This is a genomic window from Brevibacillus sp. DP1.3A (genome assembly GCF_013284245.2).
GTDB lineage: Bacteria > Bacillota > Bacilli > Brevibacillales > Brevibacillaceae > Brevibacillus.
Map to the genome: position 1 here is coordinate 6,101,836 of NZ_CP085876.1, position 17,866 is coordinate 6,119,701.

At 48.2% G+C, this 17,866-nt stretch carries 16 protein-coding genes; all 16 read right to left on the reverse strand.

What is annotated here, in order from left to right; all coding sequences use genetic code 11:
- Positions 1–2: 2 nt before the first annotated feature.
- Complete coding sequence (locus HP399_RS28140; protein WP_173618445.1) at positions 3–833, reverse strand: ABC transporter permease; 831 nt, start codon at positions 831–833, stop codon at positions 3–5.
- Positions 833–1,789, reverse strand: coding sequence for an ABC transporter permease (locus HP399_RS28145; protein WP_173618405.1), 957 nt, complete (start codon positions 1,787–1,789; stop codon positions 833–835). The genes HP399_RS28140 and HP399_RS28145 overlap by 1 nt, the downstream gene beginning before the upstream one ends.
- A 41-nt stretch (positions 1,790–1,830) precedes the next feature.
- Complete coding sequence (locus HP399_RS28150) at positions 1,831–3,393, reverse strand: ABC transporter substrate-binding protein (protein ID WP_173618406.1); 1,563 nt, start codon at positions 3,391–3,393, stop codon at positions 1,831–1,833.
- 119 nt (positions 3,394–3,512) lie between these two features.
- A complete protein-coding gene (locus HP399_RS28155) occupies positions 3,513–3,989 on the reverse strand; it encodes an Lrp/AsnC family transcriptional regulator (RefSeq protein ID WP_173618407.1) in 477 nt (158 codons plus the stop codon).
- 242 nt (positions 3,990–4,231) lie between these two features.
- Positions 4,232–4,702 (reverse strand): nucleoside deaminase, encoded by a 471-nt coding sequence (locus tag HP399_RS28160; RefSeq protein ID WP_173618408.1) that lies wholly within the window; start codon positions 4,700–4,702, stop codon positions 4,232–4,234.
- A 70-nt stretch (positions 4,703–4,772) separates the two neighbouring features.
- Positions 4,773–6,659: an ABC transporter permease gene (locus HP399_RS28165; RefSeq protein ID WP_173618409.1), complete on the reverse strand. Its 1,887-nt coding sequence runs from the start codon at positions 6,657–6,659 to the stop codon at positions 4,773–4,775.
- Entirely contained in the window at positions 6,634–7,404 is a 771-nt protein-coding gene (locus HP399_RS28170; RefSeq protein ID WP_007729857.1) for an ABC transporter ATP-binding protein, read from the reverse strand. The genes HP399_RS28165 and HP399_RS28170 overlap by 26 nt, the downstream gene beginning before the upstream one ends.
- 67 nt (positions 7,405–7,471) lie before the next feature.
- Positions 7,472–8,488, reverse strand: a complete 1,017-nt coding sequence (locus HP399_RS28175) for a sensor histidine kinase (protein ID WP_173618410.1) — start codon at positions 8,486–8,488, stop codon at positions 7,472–7,474.
- Entirely contained in the window at positions 8,485–9,183 is a 699-nt protein-coding gene (locus tag HP399_RS28180; protein WP_173618411.1) for a response regulator transcription factor, read from the reverse strand. Before HP399_RS28180 ends, HP399_RS28175 begins: the two co-directional genes overlap by 4 nt.
- 645 nt (positions 9,184–9,828) lie before the next feature.
- On the reverse strand, positions 9,829–10,344 hold the full coding sequence (locus tag HP399_RS28185) for a sigma-70 family RNA polymerase sigma factor (protein ID WP_173618412.1): 516 nt from the start codon (positions 10,342–10,344) through the stop codon (positions 9,829–9,831).
- A 298-nt stretch (positions 10,345–10,642) separates the two neighbouring features.
- Positions 10,643–11,215, reverse strand: a complete 573-nt coding sequence (locus tag HP399_RS28190) for a GNAT family N-acetyltransferase (protein WP_173618413.1) — start codon at positions 11,213–11,215, stop codon at positions 10,643–10,645.
- Between the two features lie 444 nt (positions 11,216–11,659).
- The gene (gene purB / locus HP399_RS28195; RefSeq protein WP_173618414.1) at positions 11,660–12,955 is read right to left on the reverse strand and encodes an adenylosuccinate lyase; all 1,296 of its coding nucleotides are present in this window, start codon (positions 12,953–12,955) and stop codon (positions 11,660–11,662) included.
- A complete protein-coding gene (purK, locus tag HP399_RS28200; protein WP_173618415.1) occupies positions 12,952–14,115 on the reverse strand; it encodes a 5-(carboxyamino)imidazole ribonucleotide synthase in 1,164 nt (387 codons plus the stop codon). The genes purB and purK overlap by 4 nt, the downstream gene beginning before the upstream one ends.
- Positions 14,112–14,600, reverse strand: coding sequence for a 5-(carboxyamino)imidazole ribonucleotide mutase (purE, locus tag HP399_RS28205; protein ID WP_012684280.1), 489 nt, complete (start codon positions 14,598–14,600; stop codon positions 14,112–14,114). Before purE ends, purK begins: the two co-directional genes overlap by 4 nt.
- 181 nt (positions 14,601–14,781) lie before the next feature.
- Complete coding sequence (locus HP399_RS28210; protein ID WP_173618416.1) at positions 14,782–16,320, reverse strand: M1 family metallopeptidase; 1,539 nt, start codon at positions 16,318–16,320, stop codon at positions 14,782–14,784.
- 19 nt (positions 16,321–16,339) lie between these two features.
- Positions 16,340–17,836, reverse strand: a complete 1,497-nt coding sequence (locus HP399_RS28215; RefSeq protein WP_173618417.1) for a M1 family metallopeptidase — start codon at positions 17,834–17,836, stop codon at positions 16,340–16,342.
- Between the last annotated feature and the right edge of the window lie 30 nt (positions 17,837–17,866).

Sequence of the window (17,866 nt, forward strand, 5' to 3'; positions counted from 1 at the left end):
CATTATTTACGTGCGCGCGGGTCCAGAACTTGCTGTAGACCATCCCCCAACAAGTTGAAGCCCAGCACGACTAAGAAGATGGCAATCCCCGGATAAAATGTCGCATAAGGCGCGACGGACATAAGTGTTTGTGCTTGGTTTAGCATGCTGCCCCAGGAGGGAGTCGGTGGCTGTACGCCCAATCCGAGATAGGACAAGGATGCTTCTGCGATAATCCCGGATGCCATCGCCAACGTCGCTTGAATCACAATCGGGTTCATCGCGTTCGGCAAAATGTGGCGGAAAATAATGCGTGCATCCTTTACTCCAACCGAACGTGCTGCTTGAATATACTCCATGTTCCGAAGCGTAAGAACTTGACCGCGTGTAATCCGTATAAAAGCAGGGGCAAAACCAATCCCAATCGCCAGCATGGCATTCCCGAAGCCTGAACCGAGCACCGCCGAAATCGCCAGAGCCAGAATCAAAAACGGAAAGGCCTGCATCGCATCGACGCTTCGCATGACGATCCACTCATCCCAAAAGCCGCGGTAGTAACCGGACAAGAGTCCAATCGGCACTCCAATTAGCATCGCAATACCAACAGAGATCAGCGCTGCCTGAATGGAGATGCGCGCCCCGTAAACAACACGGGAGAAAATATCCCGACCGAGATCATCGGTCCCAAACAAATGCTCACCATCTGGCGACATCAAAATTTTGTTATAGTCTTGTGCATTGGGGTCGAAGGGTGCGATCAGCGGCGCGAAAATCGCCACCAAGATCAATCCGAGGATAATCACCGCTCCGATAACGCCCAAACCATTCCGGAGAAATTTGCCCACGGTTTTCATCACTCACCTGCTCCTTTCCCAGCCTTGATGCGCGGATCAATGACAGCGTACAAAATGTCGACAATTAGGTTTACCAAGACAACGAGAACCGCAGAAACAAGAATGGCTCCTTGAACCGTTACGTAGTCACGTTTGAATACAGATTCCACAATCAGACGGCCAAAGCCAGGAATCGAAAAAATTGACTCGGTAATCACCAGACCACCCAGCAAGCCTGCGATCATCAAACCCGAGGTCGTTACCACTGGAACCATCGCATTTCTCAGCGCATGCCCCAGAATCGTGCGAGCCTCATTCAATCCCTTCGCTTTCGCTGTCCGAATAAAGTCCATGCTCACGACATCGAGCAAAGAAGAACGCAGCATTCGCATCAATACGGCAGATTCCCGCAAGCCCGTTGCCAAACAGGGCAGAATCATAGCCATCAGGTTTTGTGTAGGATTCTCGGAAAACGGTACATAACCGGATGAAGGCAGCCATTGGTTTTCCACGGCAAAGAAAATAATCATCATCATCGCCAGCCAGAAGCTGGGGATACTCATACCGCCAAGCGCAGTAAAGGTACTTGTATAGTCAATCCAGGTCCCGCGTCGCACTGCCGCGAGAATTCCCGCTGGAAACGCAATCAGAATCGCTACCAAGAACGTTCCGATCGTCAATTCCACGGTAGCCGGGAGTCTTTGCATAATTAAGTCTGCGACCGGCACACGGTCCGTAATCGATATTCCCAAATCACCCGTTACCACTTTTCCTAGCCAGGAAAAATACTGCACCACGATCGGCTGATCCAATCCCAGCTCGGTTCGCAGTGCCGCATAGGCTTCCGGTGTCGCTTCCTCTCCTAAAATGACCCGGGCAGGATCGCCCGGGATCATATGAATCAAAGAGAATGTCATAATCGACACCAGCAGGAGAATCGGGATTGTCAGCACTAGACGCCTGACTATGAACATCATGACAATTCCTCCTTGCTCTTGCTGTTATAGTGTTGCGCTACCTATTGCTTGTCCAAATTGGCTGTACGGATCAAACCGTCTGGGACATACGTAAATCCAGTTACTTTCTTGTTCATGCCGAGCAGTACATATTGGTGGTACATATAGGCATAGCCCGCTTCTTCTTGCAGCAATGTGGCAGCTTCGCCATACAGCGCCTTACGTTTTGCTTCGTCCAGCTCACCACGTGCTTTGATGACCAGTTCATCCAGCTTCGGAATGGAAATGCGGCCATCGTTGTTCGATGTATCTGTTACGACGAAATCATGGAAGTTTTGATCAGGGTCCTGACGTCCAGACCAGCCTAATTGCATCGCTTCAAATTCGCCTTTATCGCCTGTTTCGATCAATTGTCCATATTCCAATTTTTCCAATGTCACGTTGATGTTTTGTTGCTTCAGCATGTTTTGCAGTACCGCACCCAGTTGTTCATTCTCTGGAGAAGTAGAGATGTACAGCTTGAAGTTAAATCCGTTTGGTTGACCGCCCTTCGCGAGCAAATCCTTGATTTCCGCTGCATCCGGCGGCTTCGGTGTGTTCAGTGCTTCATTGTAAGCCAGACTACCTTTTGTAAATGCTGTCCGAGCCGGTGCCGCATAGCCGTTAAACAGTACTTTTACCAGGGCATCACGGTCAATGGCACGATCCACAGCCTGACGGAGATACTTGTTGTCAAACGGCGGGCGAGAGTTGTTCAAGTAAAGACCTTGGTAACCCATGCCGGATTCCGCAACCAATTGCAGGTTCGCATCGCCCTTGATGGCAGGAATTTCTTTTACAGGTGTATCATCGATGATATCCAGCATGCCGGAGCGCAGGTTTTGTACCTTCGCAGTTCCGTTCGTGAATACTTTGTAGTTCACTTCATCGATCTTCACTTGACCATTCCAGTAGTTTTCATTTTTCTTCAGCGTCACGTGGTCGCCTTTTACTTGCTCTACAAATACGTATGGACCTGTACCAACCGGATGATTGAGGTATTGATCGCCATGTTCCTTCACTGCTTTTGGCGATACCATAATGCCCGAACGGTCAGTCAATACGGACAAGAATGGAGCGAAAGGCTCTTTCATCTGGATTTTTACGGTCTGCTTGTCCACTACAGCAACGGAATCTACGAATTTCAATTCGCCTTTCCGGCGGGACTTCTCATCGTTCATGTTGCGCGCGAAGTTGAATTTCACTGCCTCAGCATCAAACTCGGTGCCATCGTGGAATTTCACGCCCTGCTTCAGCTTCAATGTATAGGTCTTGCCGTCTGGCGTTACTTCATACGATTCCGCCAGCATTGGCACTATTTTTCCTTCTGAATCGATATCAAACAGCTTGTCATAGAGGCTCGCGTATACATGACGGTCGTATAGCGAAGTCGAGGTGTTTGGGTCCATTGACGGCGGGTCTGCCTTTAACCCAATATTCAGTACTTTTTTGCCAGAGGCTGGCGCTGTTGTTGTGGATTTTCCGTTTTCTGTAGTCGCACTGTTTCCTCCTCCACAGCCTGTAACCAATAAAACTGTCCCCAGAACAGCACTGAGCATTGCTTTGCTCACTTTGGTCGAAAACATAGGATGACCCCTTTTCTCTCGTTTTTTCTCTAGTCTCTTCTCAGAATCGTTCGGCATTCATTTCATAATCCCAACGGATTTTCGCCCGATGGCATTCCCCCTTCCAAGGTCACTCGTGCCTAACGGATAAAGTTATACTTGGACTTCAGTATTTTCAATTCGTTAATGACATTCGTTTTGGAGATGCCAGGAATCTTGTGCAGCTTTTTGATCAAAAATTGCGATAATTCTTCATTACTTGTTACGAGCACCTGTGTGAAAAGCTGATATTCACCAGAAGTGAGTACGATGAGTCTGATTTCTACGGTGTCCGTTAACGCAGCAACCACATCGTCCAACTTTTCCGCATCCACAGCCACTTGAATCATCGCCTGTACGTGAAACCCTGCCTTGACTGGATTGACAATACCGACCAGACTCAGGGCACCTTCATCCTGCAATTGCTGGACGCGCATGCGGATCGTCTTTTCCGTGACCCCGAGGTCCTTCGCAATCTGGGTAAACGGCAAGCGCGCATTTGCTTGCAAGGCGCGAATGATCCCATAGTCGATGTCATCTAAATCAGGATAAAGTGATCTTCGAAAAGTTTCTTCCATATAAACACACCTTTATTCGTCTTTTTTTAACAATATTCAACCTTATTACAGCCCGATTTTTAAAAATTTGGTCGAATTTCATAATGATTGTTGTTACTATAATACGATTTTCGACATAGCGCAATACTTTTATCTGAAAATTTGATTTTGAAAGCATTTTCATTCTATTTTTCCTTTCCACCTATTCTTGCTATAAATAAAACGAAAAAAAAGAGCCTACTCCGCTTGGGAGAGGCTCTCTATTAATATTCGATACGGTTCGGAGATTGAGACCATGCTTCAAATGGACTCCGTCTATTCGCAAGATTGATTCTCTGAAAAGGAATGCTGCGCTCTTCATGAGGGAGAACAATCTGCTCATAAATAAACTGATCATCAAAACCGACATGCGCAGCATCTTCTTTCGTGCATGCGTAATAGACATTGCGCGGTCTGGCCCAATAGATGGCTCCCAGACACATCGGACACGGCTCACAGCTCGTATACAGGTCACAATCATTTAATTGAAAGGTTTGGAGATGACGACATGCTTCCCGAATTGCTTGAATTTCGGCATGTGCCGTAGGGTCATTGCTCGTCGTCACTTCATTGCGTCCTCGCCCGATTACCTGTCCGTCCTTCACGACAAGGGCTCCAAACGGTCCGCCTGTTTTATCACGTACATTTTCAACCGCAATCTGTACGGCTTGCCCCATCCATGTCTCTCGTTCCATCCGCTTGCCCCCTCGCATCCTTCTCCTTTTATCCTATGTCCATGCGCATCTGGACATGCTGGAAAAGTCACTAACGGTTCATTGATTGCTTTAAATGGAACAAATAACGGTTTCGAATGATCCAGAAATACACACCTTGAACAACGACGAAGCTACATAGGACAATCGCGGTCGGTTTGACCACAGACGCGACAAGAATTAGCTTCAACAAGCTTTGAAGGGAAACGAACGCCACCATGCTGTGAATAATCGCTACCACAATCGGCACGAAGAACAACAGGGCAACCTGAGTCGTAACGATCCGCGTCAATTCCGTATCCGTGAGTCCAATCTTGGAAAGCGCTCCATAATGCCGCTTGTCGTATTCCAGATCCGTGTACAAACGGAAATAGAGAAAGCTTGCTGCAGCTACAAAGAACAACACGCCCACAAACAACCCGATAAAGAGTCCCATGTTCGCCATTTGTTTCATGGAGTGGTAGTATGGCGCACGAGCTGAAAACGAGTAATTATCTTCGACATGACTAATATCTTCCTGAAGCTTGAGACTAAGATCCTGCGTTTCCTTCCATCTTGGCACCTCGTACACAAAGCGCTCTTCTTCCTTCATTTTCGGAAGCTGGTCAAACACCTGATTCGGTACGACAACCAAGCGCTCAAATTCAATCCCTCTGATCAATGGAGTCATATTCGTATCTGTTTTGACTGCGAGCTGTGCCTTCCCCACTTGCAACGTTTTGCTCGCTACCGAATCACCAATCCAATTGAGCAGTACGAAGGCCTCTTTATTCGTCATTTCGAGTACAGTCGAATTGGACACTACCGCCAGCCGGTTATAGTCAGACAGCTTGACTACTCCAACCCTTTCCTCCTGAACCAGTTCTGGCAAAACTCTCATAGCCACTTGATATTTTTCGAAGGAAAAGCCACTTTGCTGCAAGCTCGTTTCGATTAACGACAGATGCTTCGCTCTCTCCGCATCGCTTTGTTTGGACTGGTATTCAAACGCAAATGGATGTGTTTTCATCACCGTAATCTGAATCGACCCAGCCAACGCTGCCAGCGTGCCAATCGCACAAAAAGCCACGGTAGAGACGATGCTGACCAAAAAGAACATCCGTGCATTATCCTTCATCCGATAGGCCAAATCAGAGAGCGTCAGGAGATTCGTACCTTTCCAATAAAAAACGCGACGCTTCTTCAGAAAATCGATGAAGATGACGCTCAGCTGAGTAAACAATAGGTACGTTCCGACAGTCGTCAGCGCAATGACCGGAAGCATCAGCACGAGCACATTCACGCCGTCAGCAGTGAGGGCTAAGGCATAGCTCATTCCCAACAAAGCTACTGCGACCAGAGACAGCACTACCGATGCCCTCGGCTCACGCTTAGGCCGACCGCTTCCTTGCAATAGATCCAACAGACTGCGGCTTCGCAGCACGAGGACGGTAAACAGCGAAATGGCTGCGTACAAGACGAGAAACGCCACCACTGTCAAACCGATCGCTTTCCACGGGAAGTAAAACCCGAGTGCTTTTACATCCAACAAAAATCCAGCGAATTGGAAAAATAGCTTGGCGAGAACCAGTCCGAGCCCAATCCCGATGGCAATCGAGACAATGCCAATCAGCATGTTTTCCATAAATATCAGCGTGTTCCGCTGTAACGGTGTCATGCCCTGGATAAAAAGGATTCCGAATTCCTTCTCCCTCTTTTTCAGGAAAGCACCGACACAGTAAAAGAGAAAAAAGAAGGAGAACAGAAAAATGACGTACTCAGCCGCCATCATCCCAGTGGCTACGGATTCATGAATCTCCTGTCCGATAATTTCCGGATGAAAAATGAACATCGCATAGACGAAAAAGATTAAGACAGAAAAAACGCTACTCATGAAAAACGCAGCGTACATCCGTTTATTTCGTACAACGTTATTACACGCGAATTGTCGAAAGGTCATAGGTGTTCCCTCCCAAAAACGACAACGAGTCAATAATTTTCTGGAAGAATACCTGTCGACTCTCACCACGATACATCTCGTTATGGAGCTGGCCGTCTTTAATAAAAATCACCCGATGGCAATAGCTGGCCGCCAAAGCATCATGCGTCACCATCATCATGGTGGTATTGTCTCTCTTATTGATCGCTTCCAGTGTCTCCATCACATTGCGCGAAGACTTGGAATCAAGATTTCCTGTCGGCTCGTCAGCGAGCAAAAGCGACGGGGAATGAATGATCGCCCTGGCAATTGCCGTCCGTTGGCGTTGCCCCCCAGACACCTCGAAGGTCCGCTTTTCCAAAATGTCCTGAATCCCTAGCTTCTCTGCAACACTTTGCAGCTTTTCTTCCATGACCGATACTTTCTCATTGTCCAGCGTCAGCGGCAACACGATATTTTCCCCAATCGTCAACGTGTCCAAGAGATTGAAATCTTGAAACACAAAACCGAGCTCACGGCGACGAAACAGAGCGAGTTTATCTTTTTTTAAATGATGCGGATTCGTACCGTTCAAAAGAACCGCACCAGAGGTTGGTGTATCAATGGTAGAGATCATGTTTAATAGCGTAGTCTTGCCACTGCCTGAGGGGCCCATAATACCGACGAATTCGCCCTTGCGAATCGAAAAATCGATATCGGTCAGCGCGCGGTAGGTTACCTTGCCCCCGTATATTTTACTCAAGCTATTTACAGCAAGCATTTCCATGCGCCATTCCCCTTTCTTGCACTTCCAAATTCAACTATACGAAAGTGCGCATAGTCCAGCTATCGAATTAACTTTCAGCTATCTTACTTTCTTGTAAGGTTGGTACGACGGCAGACAAGACGATACGTACGGTTGTCCCCTCGCCCACTTCTGATTCCATTTCCACCCCATGATGGAGCCGCCCGCAAATTTCCTTCACCAAGTACAGCCCCATCCCGGTGGACTCAGGGTATTTGCGCCCGTTTTCTCCCGTAAAATACGGCTTGAACACGCGACGAATATCTTCGGTAGGGATCCCGATTCCATAATCCTGCACTTCCAGTATGGCATGCGCTCCGCGTTCATACGCACGAATGGTGACCTTGTTGCTTTTCCCTGCTGAATAGCGAACGGCATTCGTCAACAATTGGTTGAGGACAAAAGCGAGCCACTTATCGTCCGATTCCACTCGCCAATTCTCATCCACTTTTACCTCGGGATATACTTGGTTGCGAATAAACAGCCGCTTGTTTTCAGCCAACACGTTCTGCACCATGGAACGCAGCGTTACTGGCTCAATCAGGAAGTCCTGTTCAAATCGGTCGAGGCGAGCTATGTACAATACGGTTTCCAGTCCACGCTTGATCCGGTCCACTTCTTCACGGACGCTCTCTGCTGTTGGATCGTCTTCATTTTGCAGCAACAGATGAATAACCGATATCGGCGTCTTCATCTGATGAACCCACTGCTGAATAAACGTCGTGTGGTCCCGTTGCTTGTTTTCATAGGCATGAAGCTGTTCTTTGTAGAGTCGGTACTGCTCCTGACTGATGTCATCCATCGCGCGGCACAACGGAGAATTCCCGTATGTCTGGGTCAGTTCCTCTAATGACTCTACCGGCTTGCTCAGTCGCTGATAGATTGTGCGGTGAGACAAATAACGGATGGCGAGAAAAGCCCCCGCGAAAAAAACAGATAAAAACATGACGTAGATCATCAATGATTCATTCCAGTACCCATCCATCGCAAAAATCATAATCAATAAGATCAGTTGGACGAGAAAAAACGCTGCGAATGGCCATTGATCTCGAAGGAACAACTTCATTGCCCTTCCTCCCAAGTCGCACGTAAGCGATAACCGGAACCGCGAACAGTCTCGACAGCTCCCTCTAAGCCTAAGTCCTTCAGCTTGCCGCGCACGCGTGTAATGTAGACATTCAGCGTGTTTTCATCAACAAACTGTTCATCCCACAGCTTTTCTAGCAAACGCTCACGGCTGACGACACGTGGATGTTGATTCATCAAGGCTTCTAGCAGTAACGCTTCCTTTTTGCTCAGCTCGATTTTGATATCGTACATGGACAGCTCCATTCGCTCCAAAAACAGCTTGAGCCCCGCCACTTCAACCGTACGCTCCCCTTCTTGCGGAGCATATTGTCCGTAAGCCCGGCGTAGCTGACTGCGGATTTTGGCCAAAACCACATCGTAGTCGAACGGCTTTGTGATATAGTCATCGGCCCCATTTTCCAATGCCATCACTTGGTCCATTTTACTTTCTCGTGCAGAGATGAACAGGATCGGGCAATTGGACTCCTGGCGCATTTGCCGGCACCAATAAAATCCGTCAAATTTCGGTAGATTCACATCCAATAAAACCAGATCAGGGCGCGATTGGGTAAATACCTCCATGACTCTATCGAAATGTTCAACATTGACTGTTTGAAATCCGTATTTTTCCAGTTGCTCTTGCAGCAGCTGGTTGATTTTCGGGTCGTCTTCTACAATCATAATTGTGGACATCACTCATACTCCTCTCGTCTTGAGTCTCCTCCATTTTATTCTTTACTATACCATTAGAAAACTAGACTACGCCAAGCATTTGGCGTTTCTCTTACTTAGAGGCCACGAGTGTCGTTACTGTTGTGGAGGAGAGGAAACAGGAGAAAGCGCTCAGCTTGTAGGGCCACCCCCTGGGGGATAGACTGCACGACTCCATGCAAAAAGCGAAACCGCGTCCAAAGTGGTACCTTCAGGATGTGTTTCAGAGGTGGACGCTTAAGGGCGTGTTTCGCTTTTTGTATTGCGTCTCGGTCGGTGTCCCTAAGATCTTCGCTGTTTTCTCCAGTTTCCTCTACGAGCTTTCCGTGTTAATCGGTTTTTAAGAGCCTTAAAAAGAATGTAAGGATGTCATCAGTAACGATAGAGAAGAATATTTCCAGGCGTAGCGACTTGTGGAGTCCTACCGAGCGAAGAAGGGATGAGCGGGAAAAAGAAACGCAACCCTGTGCTTGCGACGAAGCGGCTACCACTTTTGCGTTTCCCCGCGAATCCCTTCGGAGCGGACAGTCTTAGCGCACAGCAGGACGGAGCCTGGAGCCTAGACTGGAAATATTCTTCTCGCCACTACAGCCACATAGTAAAAAAGGAAGGACTGTTGTCCTCCCTTTATGCTTGATTCTCCATCAATTGCTGCAGTTTCTTAATCCCGCGGAAGTGCAGGATTTTCACCGAAGCCTCTGTCTTACCCAAAATTTCCGCGATCTCATTCATTCGCAAATCTCCGAGATAGCGCAAGGCGATCACATTGCGCTGATCCTTTGTCAGCGTGTGCACCTTATCCCACAAGCCCTCGGTTGTCTCCTGATTCAGAAGGCACTCCTCCGGCAGCTTATCTGTTGCGACCATATTGCTAAATGTTTCCTGATCAACCGGACTCTCCCGCTTCTTGCGCATGTAGTCAATCAAAGCGTTGTGCGCAATTCGGAAAATCCAGGCGCCAAAAGGATGGCGGCCATCGTATTGCTCAAGCTTGGAGTACACCTTAATAAACACAGTCGTTGTCAGGTCTTCCACATCCCAGACGTTTTTTACCCGGTAGCGGAAATAGCGATATATTTTAGTAGAGTAATCTTCGTAAATTTGTTGGTGACTTAATTTTGGATACATGATTGCTGTCGTCATAATCGATCTCCCGTTTCGTGATCCGTATGAATTGATTTCATTGTACGGTCGAAACGAAGCAGGAACCATCGAGTTATATTTCAGGAAGCTTACACTTTTGTAAGGTACTTATGGGCTCGTTGTAAGCTCGCACAAGTAGGTACGGAAGGGGTATCATTTCGGTTACAACTTTCAAAAGAAATCTTTAAAAATTTCTTAAGGAATTTTTTAAGTTGTCTTCAAAACCGTTGTGGTGGGGGGAGAAGTCCTGCCGCATGTTTTCTAGTTTACTTTCGCATCAGTTCGCTCAGCACAGTTATCAATGATATTCATAACCTTTTGCTATTGAAAAGATATGGGTATCAGTTAGTTCTCCTGAGTCATTTAGGTTAACATTTCGTAAAGTACCCTCCAATGTAAAACCCGCCTTCTTAGCTACAGCTATACTTGCGTTATTCCGAGTATCACAGCGAATTTCAAGACGGTTAGCTTCCAACTCAGAAATGGCAAAGTCAACGATACCTTTTACTGCCTCTGTCATTAGACCCTCACCAGTACGCGATGTGCGTAACCAATATCCAATTTCAAATTTGCGTACATACCAATCGAAGCGATGGAGTCCACTACTGCCCACAAACTGCCCTGTGTTCTTTTCAAATATATGAAGCACTAAGTCTGTGCGTTCTAGAAAATTGAGCCGGGCCTTACGTACGTAGGCTTCCGAATCGTCAATGGATGGGAGGTTTTTTACAAACGGAAGCCAGGGGCGCATCTCATTTACACTCTCACGTATGGCTTCATTTACAAATTGACCATCACCCCATTGCGGTGCTCTAATCAATAATCGCTGAGTTTCTAAATGTTCCGGAAAAGAGAGTAGTAATGGATTCATATTAGTCCTCCTTCTATAGGAATACGTTTCCAATAATAGTAGCGGCTTAACAGCTCATTGACAATTGAAAGCAACACTACCAGTTAGTTTAACAATACTGTCAGTCTAAACCGTTATTATTGAGAACACTTAGCAGCAATTTCACACTCTTGAATTACTTTCAAGCAATTTTAAAAAAGCTGCGCAGGAGAAGCGCATTTCCAGTCCAAGCGCCTCTGGAGCCCGACCCAGCTTCGGAATAAATGGCGGGGAATTTCAGCTTCACTTATGAAACCCTTCATTGAAATTTCTACGTTTGAAGCGCTCCCGCCATTTATTCCGGAGCGGACAGTCAATCCTTCAGTAGGGCGTAGGCCGAAGCGTAGACTGGAAATGCGCTTCTCCCCCACAACAGTTACATTAAAAAGAAAAAACGCCCCCGAAAAAATTCGAGGGCGCTTGCATTTAAATCAATCCAAGACGTTGGAAAATCGTATCCACATGCTTCAGGTGGTAACGATAGTCAAAGCACTCATCCAGCTCTTCCTTGGACAGTGTGGAGCTGACCGTTGCATCCTCCTCGACGATCGCACGGAAGGAGCGTTGCTCTTCCCACGCCTGCATCGCACGAGGCTGTACCGTATCATAGGCTTGCTCGCGGCTCATGCCTTTTTCGATCAGCTTGAGCATCACTTGCTGCGAGTAGATCAATCCAAAGGTACGATCCATATTGCGCTTCATATTCTCAGGGAATACCGTCAAGTTTTTCACGATGTTCATGAAACGGCGCAGCATGTAGTTCAACGCTTGCGTCGCATCTGGCAAAATCACGCGCTCCGCAGAAGAGTGGGAAATATCCCGCTCATGCCAGAGGGAAACATTTTCATAGGAAGTGAGCATGTGACCGCGGATTACACGAGCCAGACCGCAAATATTTTCGCTGCCGATTGGGTTGCGCTTGTGTGGCATTGCGGAAGAACCCTTTTGTCCTTTGGCAAATGCTTCTTCCACCTCGCGCATTTCGCTCTTTTGCAGACCGCGAATTTCTGTTGCGAATTTCTCTAAAGAGGTTGCGATCAGTGCCAATGTTGCCATGTACTCGGCGTGGCGATCACGCTGCAAGGTTTGGGTCGAGATAGGCGCTGCAGACAGCCCCAGCTTCTCGCACACGTATGCTTCCACAAACGGATCGATGTTTGCATATGTTCCAACTGCGCCAGAGATTTTGCCGAACGCCACTTCTTTTTTCGCAGCCTGAAAACGCGCCAGATTACGCTTCATTTCTTCATGCCACAGGGCCAGCTTCAAGCCAAAAGTCGTAGGCTCCGCATGTACGCCATGCGTTCTACCCATGCAAACCGTATCCTTATGCTCACGAGCCTTGTCTGCCAAAATCTCGATGAAGTCTTGGATATCACCCTCCAAAATTTCGTTCGCCTGACGCAGCAGGTAAGACAGAGCAGTATCCACCACATCTGTAGAAGTCAGTCCGTAATGCACCCACTTCTTTTCTTCACCCAAGGTTTCCGATACCGCACGGGTAAACGCCACCACATCATGGCGTGTCTCTTCTTCGATCTCATAGATTCTGTTCATGTCAAAAGTAGCTTTATCCCACAGCTTTTTCACGTCTTCCTCAGGAATGACGCCCAGCTTGGACCATGCTTCACACGCGAGAATTTCTACTTCCAGCCACGCTTTAAATTTGTTTTCTTCCGTCCAAATGGCGCGCATTTCCGGTCGGGAATAACGTTCGATCATGATAATACCTCCGATGTATTCGTCCAGATTTTCAGCTCATCAATCAGGGTGAGCGCTTCTTCTACAGTAGGGGCGAGCACATTGATATGCCCCATTTTTCGCTTGGCCTTGCTCTCTGCTTTTCCGTACAAATGGAGCTTGGCTGTGCGCGGCAGCTTGTCGATCTGATCGATGACAGGCTGTAGATGCTCTCCCAAAATATTAACCATCACGACGCTCGAGAGCAACTCTGTAGATCCCAAAGGCAGATTGCAAACCGCTCGAACATGCTGCTCAAACTGCGAGGTCACACAAGCATCCATGGTAAAATGCCCAGAGTTATGCGGTCGAGGCGCCAATTCATTGACATACAGCTGACCATCTTCGGTCAAAAACAGCTCCACGGCAATGAGTCCGACCACATCCAGCTTTTCTACAATCGTGCGAGCAATTTCTTCCGCACGAACTGCTACTTCAGCCGAAATACGAGCGGGTACGATGCTCAAATGCAGGATGTTTTCCTGATGAATATTTTCTGACACAGGAAAAACAGCCAGTTCTCCCGCAGGATTACGTGCAGCAATAACAGACAGCTCCATTTGGAATGGTACAAATTGTTCCACGATCAGCTCTGTACCTGCTTTGGACAACGTTTCATACGCCTCCGCCAGCTCAGCCTCGCTTCTCAATACCCATTGCCCTTTGCCGTCATAGCCACCGGTTGCCGTCTTCATAACAGCAGGCAGTCCCAGTTCACGCACGGCGTCCTGCAAATCCTCCAAGCTATTCACGACACAAAACGGAGCAACCGGGATGCCGATCTCACGAATAGCGGTCTTTTCCCGAATCCGATTCTGGGTGATACGCAAAAGACGACTCCCCTGCGGTACATAAGCGCGGCTCTCCAACACTTCAGCGACTTGCGCATCTACGTTTTCAAATTCATAGGAAATGACATCACTGACTGAGGCAAGCTGCATCGCTGCTTCTACATCATCGTAGCTGGCAACAATTTGCCGATCAGCCGTTTGGCCGCATGGTGCGTCTGCTGACGGGTCCATTGTGACAAAACGGTAGCCCATAGCTCGTCCCGCAAGAGCAATCATCCGTCCAAGCTGTCCTCCGCCGAGTATTCCTAGGGTCGATCCTGGTTTGATTTGCTTACGGTCTTTGGTTGTCATTCGAGTTCACTAGCCTCCAGCACCTTATTGCGTACATCATCACGTCTTTGCACGAACCGCTCTTGTACGTCTGGATATTTGATCCCCAAAATTTGCGCAGCCAATAACCCTGCATTGATGGCTCCAGCTTTTCCGATCGCAACCGTCGCCACAGGCACACCCCCTGGCATTTGCACAATCGACAAAAGCGAGTCGAGACCATTCAAGTTGGATGATTTCACCGGTACCCCAATGACAGGCAACTCTGTCTTAGCAGCCACCATTCCTGGCAAATGAGCTGCCCCGCCCGCACCCGCAATAATGACTTCCAAGCCGCGGCTTTTCGCGGTCTCGGCATACGTAAACATCAAGTCTGGCGTTCTGTGTGCAGACACGACCTTTTTTTCGTACGGTACCTGTAATTCGTCTAAAATTGCGCAAGCTTCCTTCATCGTTTCCCAGTCTGACGTACTGCCCATAATGACTCCTACCAAAGGCTGTAGCATGAACCATTCGCCCCCTACGTTTTGTAACATCAGAAGAAAACCCAACCGACTAACGGCTTTTCGCACCGCTCTCATCGCCTGGGCTATTCGAACTCGTTTTCACTCAACATATTCAGTGTAGCAGGGAGAAAGTTTGCCTGTCAACCTCGTTTCCGAACATTTAAAAATGATAGATCAAAAATTATTCGTGTTTGCCTTTTTCTACCCAATTGTTTGCCGCTTCTGCTTTCTCTAGCTCGACCTGAAGCCAATAATCCAAATAGGGACTGGCATCCGCCCCGGCAGCTGCAGTCAATAGCGCTGTGATTTGGTCCCCATTTGCTTGCTTGTATTGATGATCTCGTACATATTGACGCAACACCTGATGCAGTCGTTCGACTCCCCATTGTTCTTTCAAGTTCCACCACATGGCACTAGCTCGCCCATAGACGAGGTCATTGTAGCTCCTCCAGTCTGGGAAAGCCTCTACGGACGACTTCGCAGTGACTCCTTGGTTCGCATATCCTTCCGCTGCACGTGCTTGGCCTAGCCGCATCTGAATATACGCTTGTGATTGTGCGGGGGACTTTTGCTGCAAAAATACCATCGTCGCATAATCCGTCAGTCCCTCATCCAGCCACGCCTCTCGCACCTCGTCGTTTCCGACCAACCCGTAGAACCACTGATGTGCCGTTTCGTGCGCTACGACCGCTTCCCCCATGACATCGCTACGGTCAAAATACTCCTGGGCAATAAAAACGAGGCTCGGGTATTCCATCCCACCAAAGAAGCCGCCTGTTTTGACAACATCGTATTCCTTATACGGATACACCCCGAACTGTTTTCCGTAATAGTCGAGAGACTCCCTAGCAGTCTCATGTATTCGTTCTACGTTTTGCGGGTCATCACTTTTCTGCACCCACGTACGTACGATGGTTTCCCCGACCTTGCCAGATATGGGCTGGTACGTATCGTCCATGACGACAAGGGCAAAATCCCGAACGTTCCATGCGTCTACCTCATAGATTTTTAGCCGTTGCGGTCTCGTCTCGGTGATGACAGCCACGCTCTCCAATCCACTCGTAGCAAGCTGGTACCCCTCTGATAATTGCACACGCAAATGATAATTCGCCACATCCGAGTAAAAAGGATCGCCAATCGCGGAATAAGGATCGAGCCGCCAGCCTCCTGCATCCTTGACCGCCAGTATCGGTAGCCAGTTGCCCAGCCACATTGCATGATCATGATAAGACATTCGCCCATTGTTATAAGGAACCTCGAGCTGAAAATTCATATCCACCACCGTCTCAGCAGACGATGTTCTTGCAGGAAGGGGTACTTGTAAAAGCATTTTGGTCTTTCCTGCATACTGTACGCCGACACTTTTTCCGTTCACCCGTACCTCGCTTATCTTGATACCACCAGGCTCACGCTGTTTGCCCAGCACAACCTCCCAGTTCTCTCCACTGAGAGCAGCATTTGCAGAAAAAGCATTGGGATATAAATGAAAAAAAGCTTGCTCATCTTGTGGGACAAAACGAGCCGTCAGCATCCCTTTCACCACGTGCTTGTTCATATCGATTTGTACGTCGGCCTTGTAAGTGACTGCAGCCTGCCTGTGATTAATCGGCACAATCTCCTGAGCATCTAAGCCAGCCTGCCCTGTCCAAGGACGGACGATCAAGAATACAGTCAAAACGACACCTACTGCCACGATGACCACCCAATGCTTCCGCCACATCGTGATCCCCTGCTTTCGATTACTTCTTCTGATGCTTGAGACGTTGCCGCTCCAGCCAAGCTGCTGCCTGTTCCTGCTGGGACATGTCTACTTTCAACCAATAATCCAAGAAAGCACTCGCATCTTCTCCTGCCATCTCAGATAGAAAAGCTTCCCATTCCTTTCCAGTCACAACCTGATAACGGTACTTCTCGACATACTGCTTCAATACGTCATGTACCCTTTCTTCCCCCCACGCTCCCTGCAATAGCCACAGCATTGAGGACGGACGGGAATAGACGAGATCGCTATAACTCTGATTATCAGGAAATGCAGACAGTGCTTGCCAAGGACGCTGTTCCTCTGCCACGTAATATTGAACAGAGGTGCCCTGCTCCAGCCTTCTGCGCACCCGTTCTGCTCCCAACAGCGGATCTTGCTGAGATAAATACGAGAGCGTCACGTACTCCGTGAATCCCTCATCCAGCCATGCTTCCTTTACCTGATTATTTCCGAGCAAGCCGTAAAACCACTGGTGTGCCGTCTCATGGACAACCGTGACGATACCTGTTTCTTCCCCAGAAAAGAAATGACGTCCGTCAAGAAAGACCAATGCAGGATACTCCATTCCATTAATCGCACCGCCAGTCCTTACCACATCGTATTCGGTATATGGATAGGCACCCAATTGATCATGAAAATAGGCGAGAGACTTCGCTGCTGCTTCATGAATCTGCTCAGCAGTTGCCGGATCATCTGTTTTCCGCCACCATGTTCGGACGACTGTTTCACCCACTTTTGTTTCCATTCGCTGATAGGAGGCATCCATAACGACTAGGGCAAAATCCCTCACATTTTCTGCACCTAGCTGTATCGTCTTTTCTCCCTCACGAGCAGAAACCTGCTTCGCAGCCCTGTCTGGCGCTGTGCTCGCCAATTGATAGTCTTTTGGTAGCGTCACGTTCACTTCATAATCTGCGTTCTCACTGTAAAATGGATCACCGACAGGCTCGTATGGATCGAGATGCCAGCCTTCCTTATCGTACACCGCAAGAACCGGTAGCCAGTTCCCCAGCCAGATCGATTGGTCATCATACGACATCCTGCCATCGTTTCGCGGAAGAGTCATCTCGAACTCCAACACAATCTTTCGTGGGCCCGGCTCTCCTTCTAGAGGCACTTCGAGGATGTTCAGGTCTTTGGTCTGTTTGCCGACAACTGCTACTCCATCGACCAAGAGCTTTTTATTAGTGTATAAGCCAAGCGTTGGGCCATTGCCTAAAAGTTCCTCCCATAGCATGCCTTGATGCTCTTCTGTAAATACGTTCGGGTAAAGATGGAGATAGGCACGAGTAGGGTCTTTTGGCCAAAAGGTAATCGTTACGGTTCCTGCTACTTCTTTCTTGATTGGATCAATTCGCACATCAGCCTGATAGAGTGGTTTACGCGTAAGCGCAGTACCCTCCTCAGCATTTACAGGCAACATCCACGTCAAAAATAATAAGCTACAACCAACCATTGAGACCCATTTCTTCACGCCATCTCCCCCTTTTCTCTACTGTACAAA

Excerpts from the sequence above, each read along its gene's own strand:
- HP399_RS28140 (WP_173618445.1), bottom strand. The coding sequence starts at position 833 with ATGAAAACCGTGGGCAAATTTCTCCGGAATGGTTTGGGCGTTATCGGA.
- HP399_RS28145 (WP_173618405.1), bottom strand. The coding sequence starts at position 1,789 with ATGATGTTCATAGTCAGGCGTCTAGTGCTGACAATCCCGATTCTCCTG.
- HP399_RS28150 (WP_173618406.1), bottom strand. The coding sequence starts at position 3,393 with ATGTTTTCGACCAAAGTGAGCAAAGCAATGCTCAGTGCTGTTCTGGGG.
- HP399_RS28155 (WP_173618407.1), bottom strand. The coding sequence starts at position 3,989 with ATGGAAGAAACTTTTCGAAGATCACTTTATCCTGATTTAGATGACATC.
- HP399_RS28160 (WP_173618408.1), bottom strand. The coding sequence starts at position 4,702 with ATGGAACGAGAGACATGGATGGGGCAAGCCGTACAGATTGCGGTTGAA.
- HP399_RS28165 (WP_173618409.1), bottom strand. The coding sequence starts at position 6,659 with ATGACCTTTCGACAATTCGCGTGTAATAACGTTGTACGAAATAAACGG.
- HP399_RS28170 (WP_007729857.1), bottom strand. The coding sequence starts at position 7,404 with ATGGAAATGCTTGCTGTAAATAGCTTGAGTAAAATATACGGGGGCAAG.
- HP399_RS28175 (WP_173618410.1), bottom strand. The coding sequence starts at position 8,488 with ATGAAGTTGTTCCTTCGAGATCAATGGCCATTCGCAGCGTTTTTTCTC.
- HP399_RS28180 (WP_173618411.1), bottom strand. The coding sequence starts at position 9,183 with ATGTCCACAATTATGATTGTAGAAGACGACCCGAAAATCAACCAGCTG.
- HP399_RS28185 (WP_173618412.1), bottom strand. The coding sequence starts at position 10,344 with ATGACGACAGCAATCATGTATCCAAAATTAAGTCACCAACAAATTTAC.
- HP399_RS28190 (WP_173618413.1), bottom strand. The coding sequence starts at position 11,215 with ATGAATCCATTACTACTCTCTTTTCCGGAACATTTAGAAACTCAGCGA.
- purB (WP_173618414.1), bottom strand. The coding sequence starts at position 12,955 with ATGATCGAACGTTATTCCCGACCGGAAATGCGCGCCATTTGGACGGAA.
- purK (WP_173618415.1), bottom strand. The coding sequence starts at position 14,115 with ATGACAACCAAAGACCGTAAGCAAATCAAACCAGGATCGACCCTAGGA.
- purE (WP_012684280.1), bottom strand. The coding sequence starts at position 14,600 with ATGCTACAGCCTTTGGTAGGAGTCATTATGGGCAGTACGTCAGACTGG.
- HP399_RS28210 (WP_173618416.1), bottom strand. The coding sequence starts at position 16,320 with ATGTGGCGGAAGCATTGGGTGGTCATCGTGGCAGTAGGTGTCGTTTTG.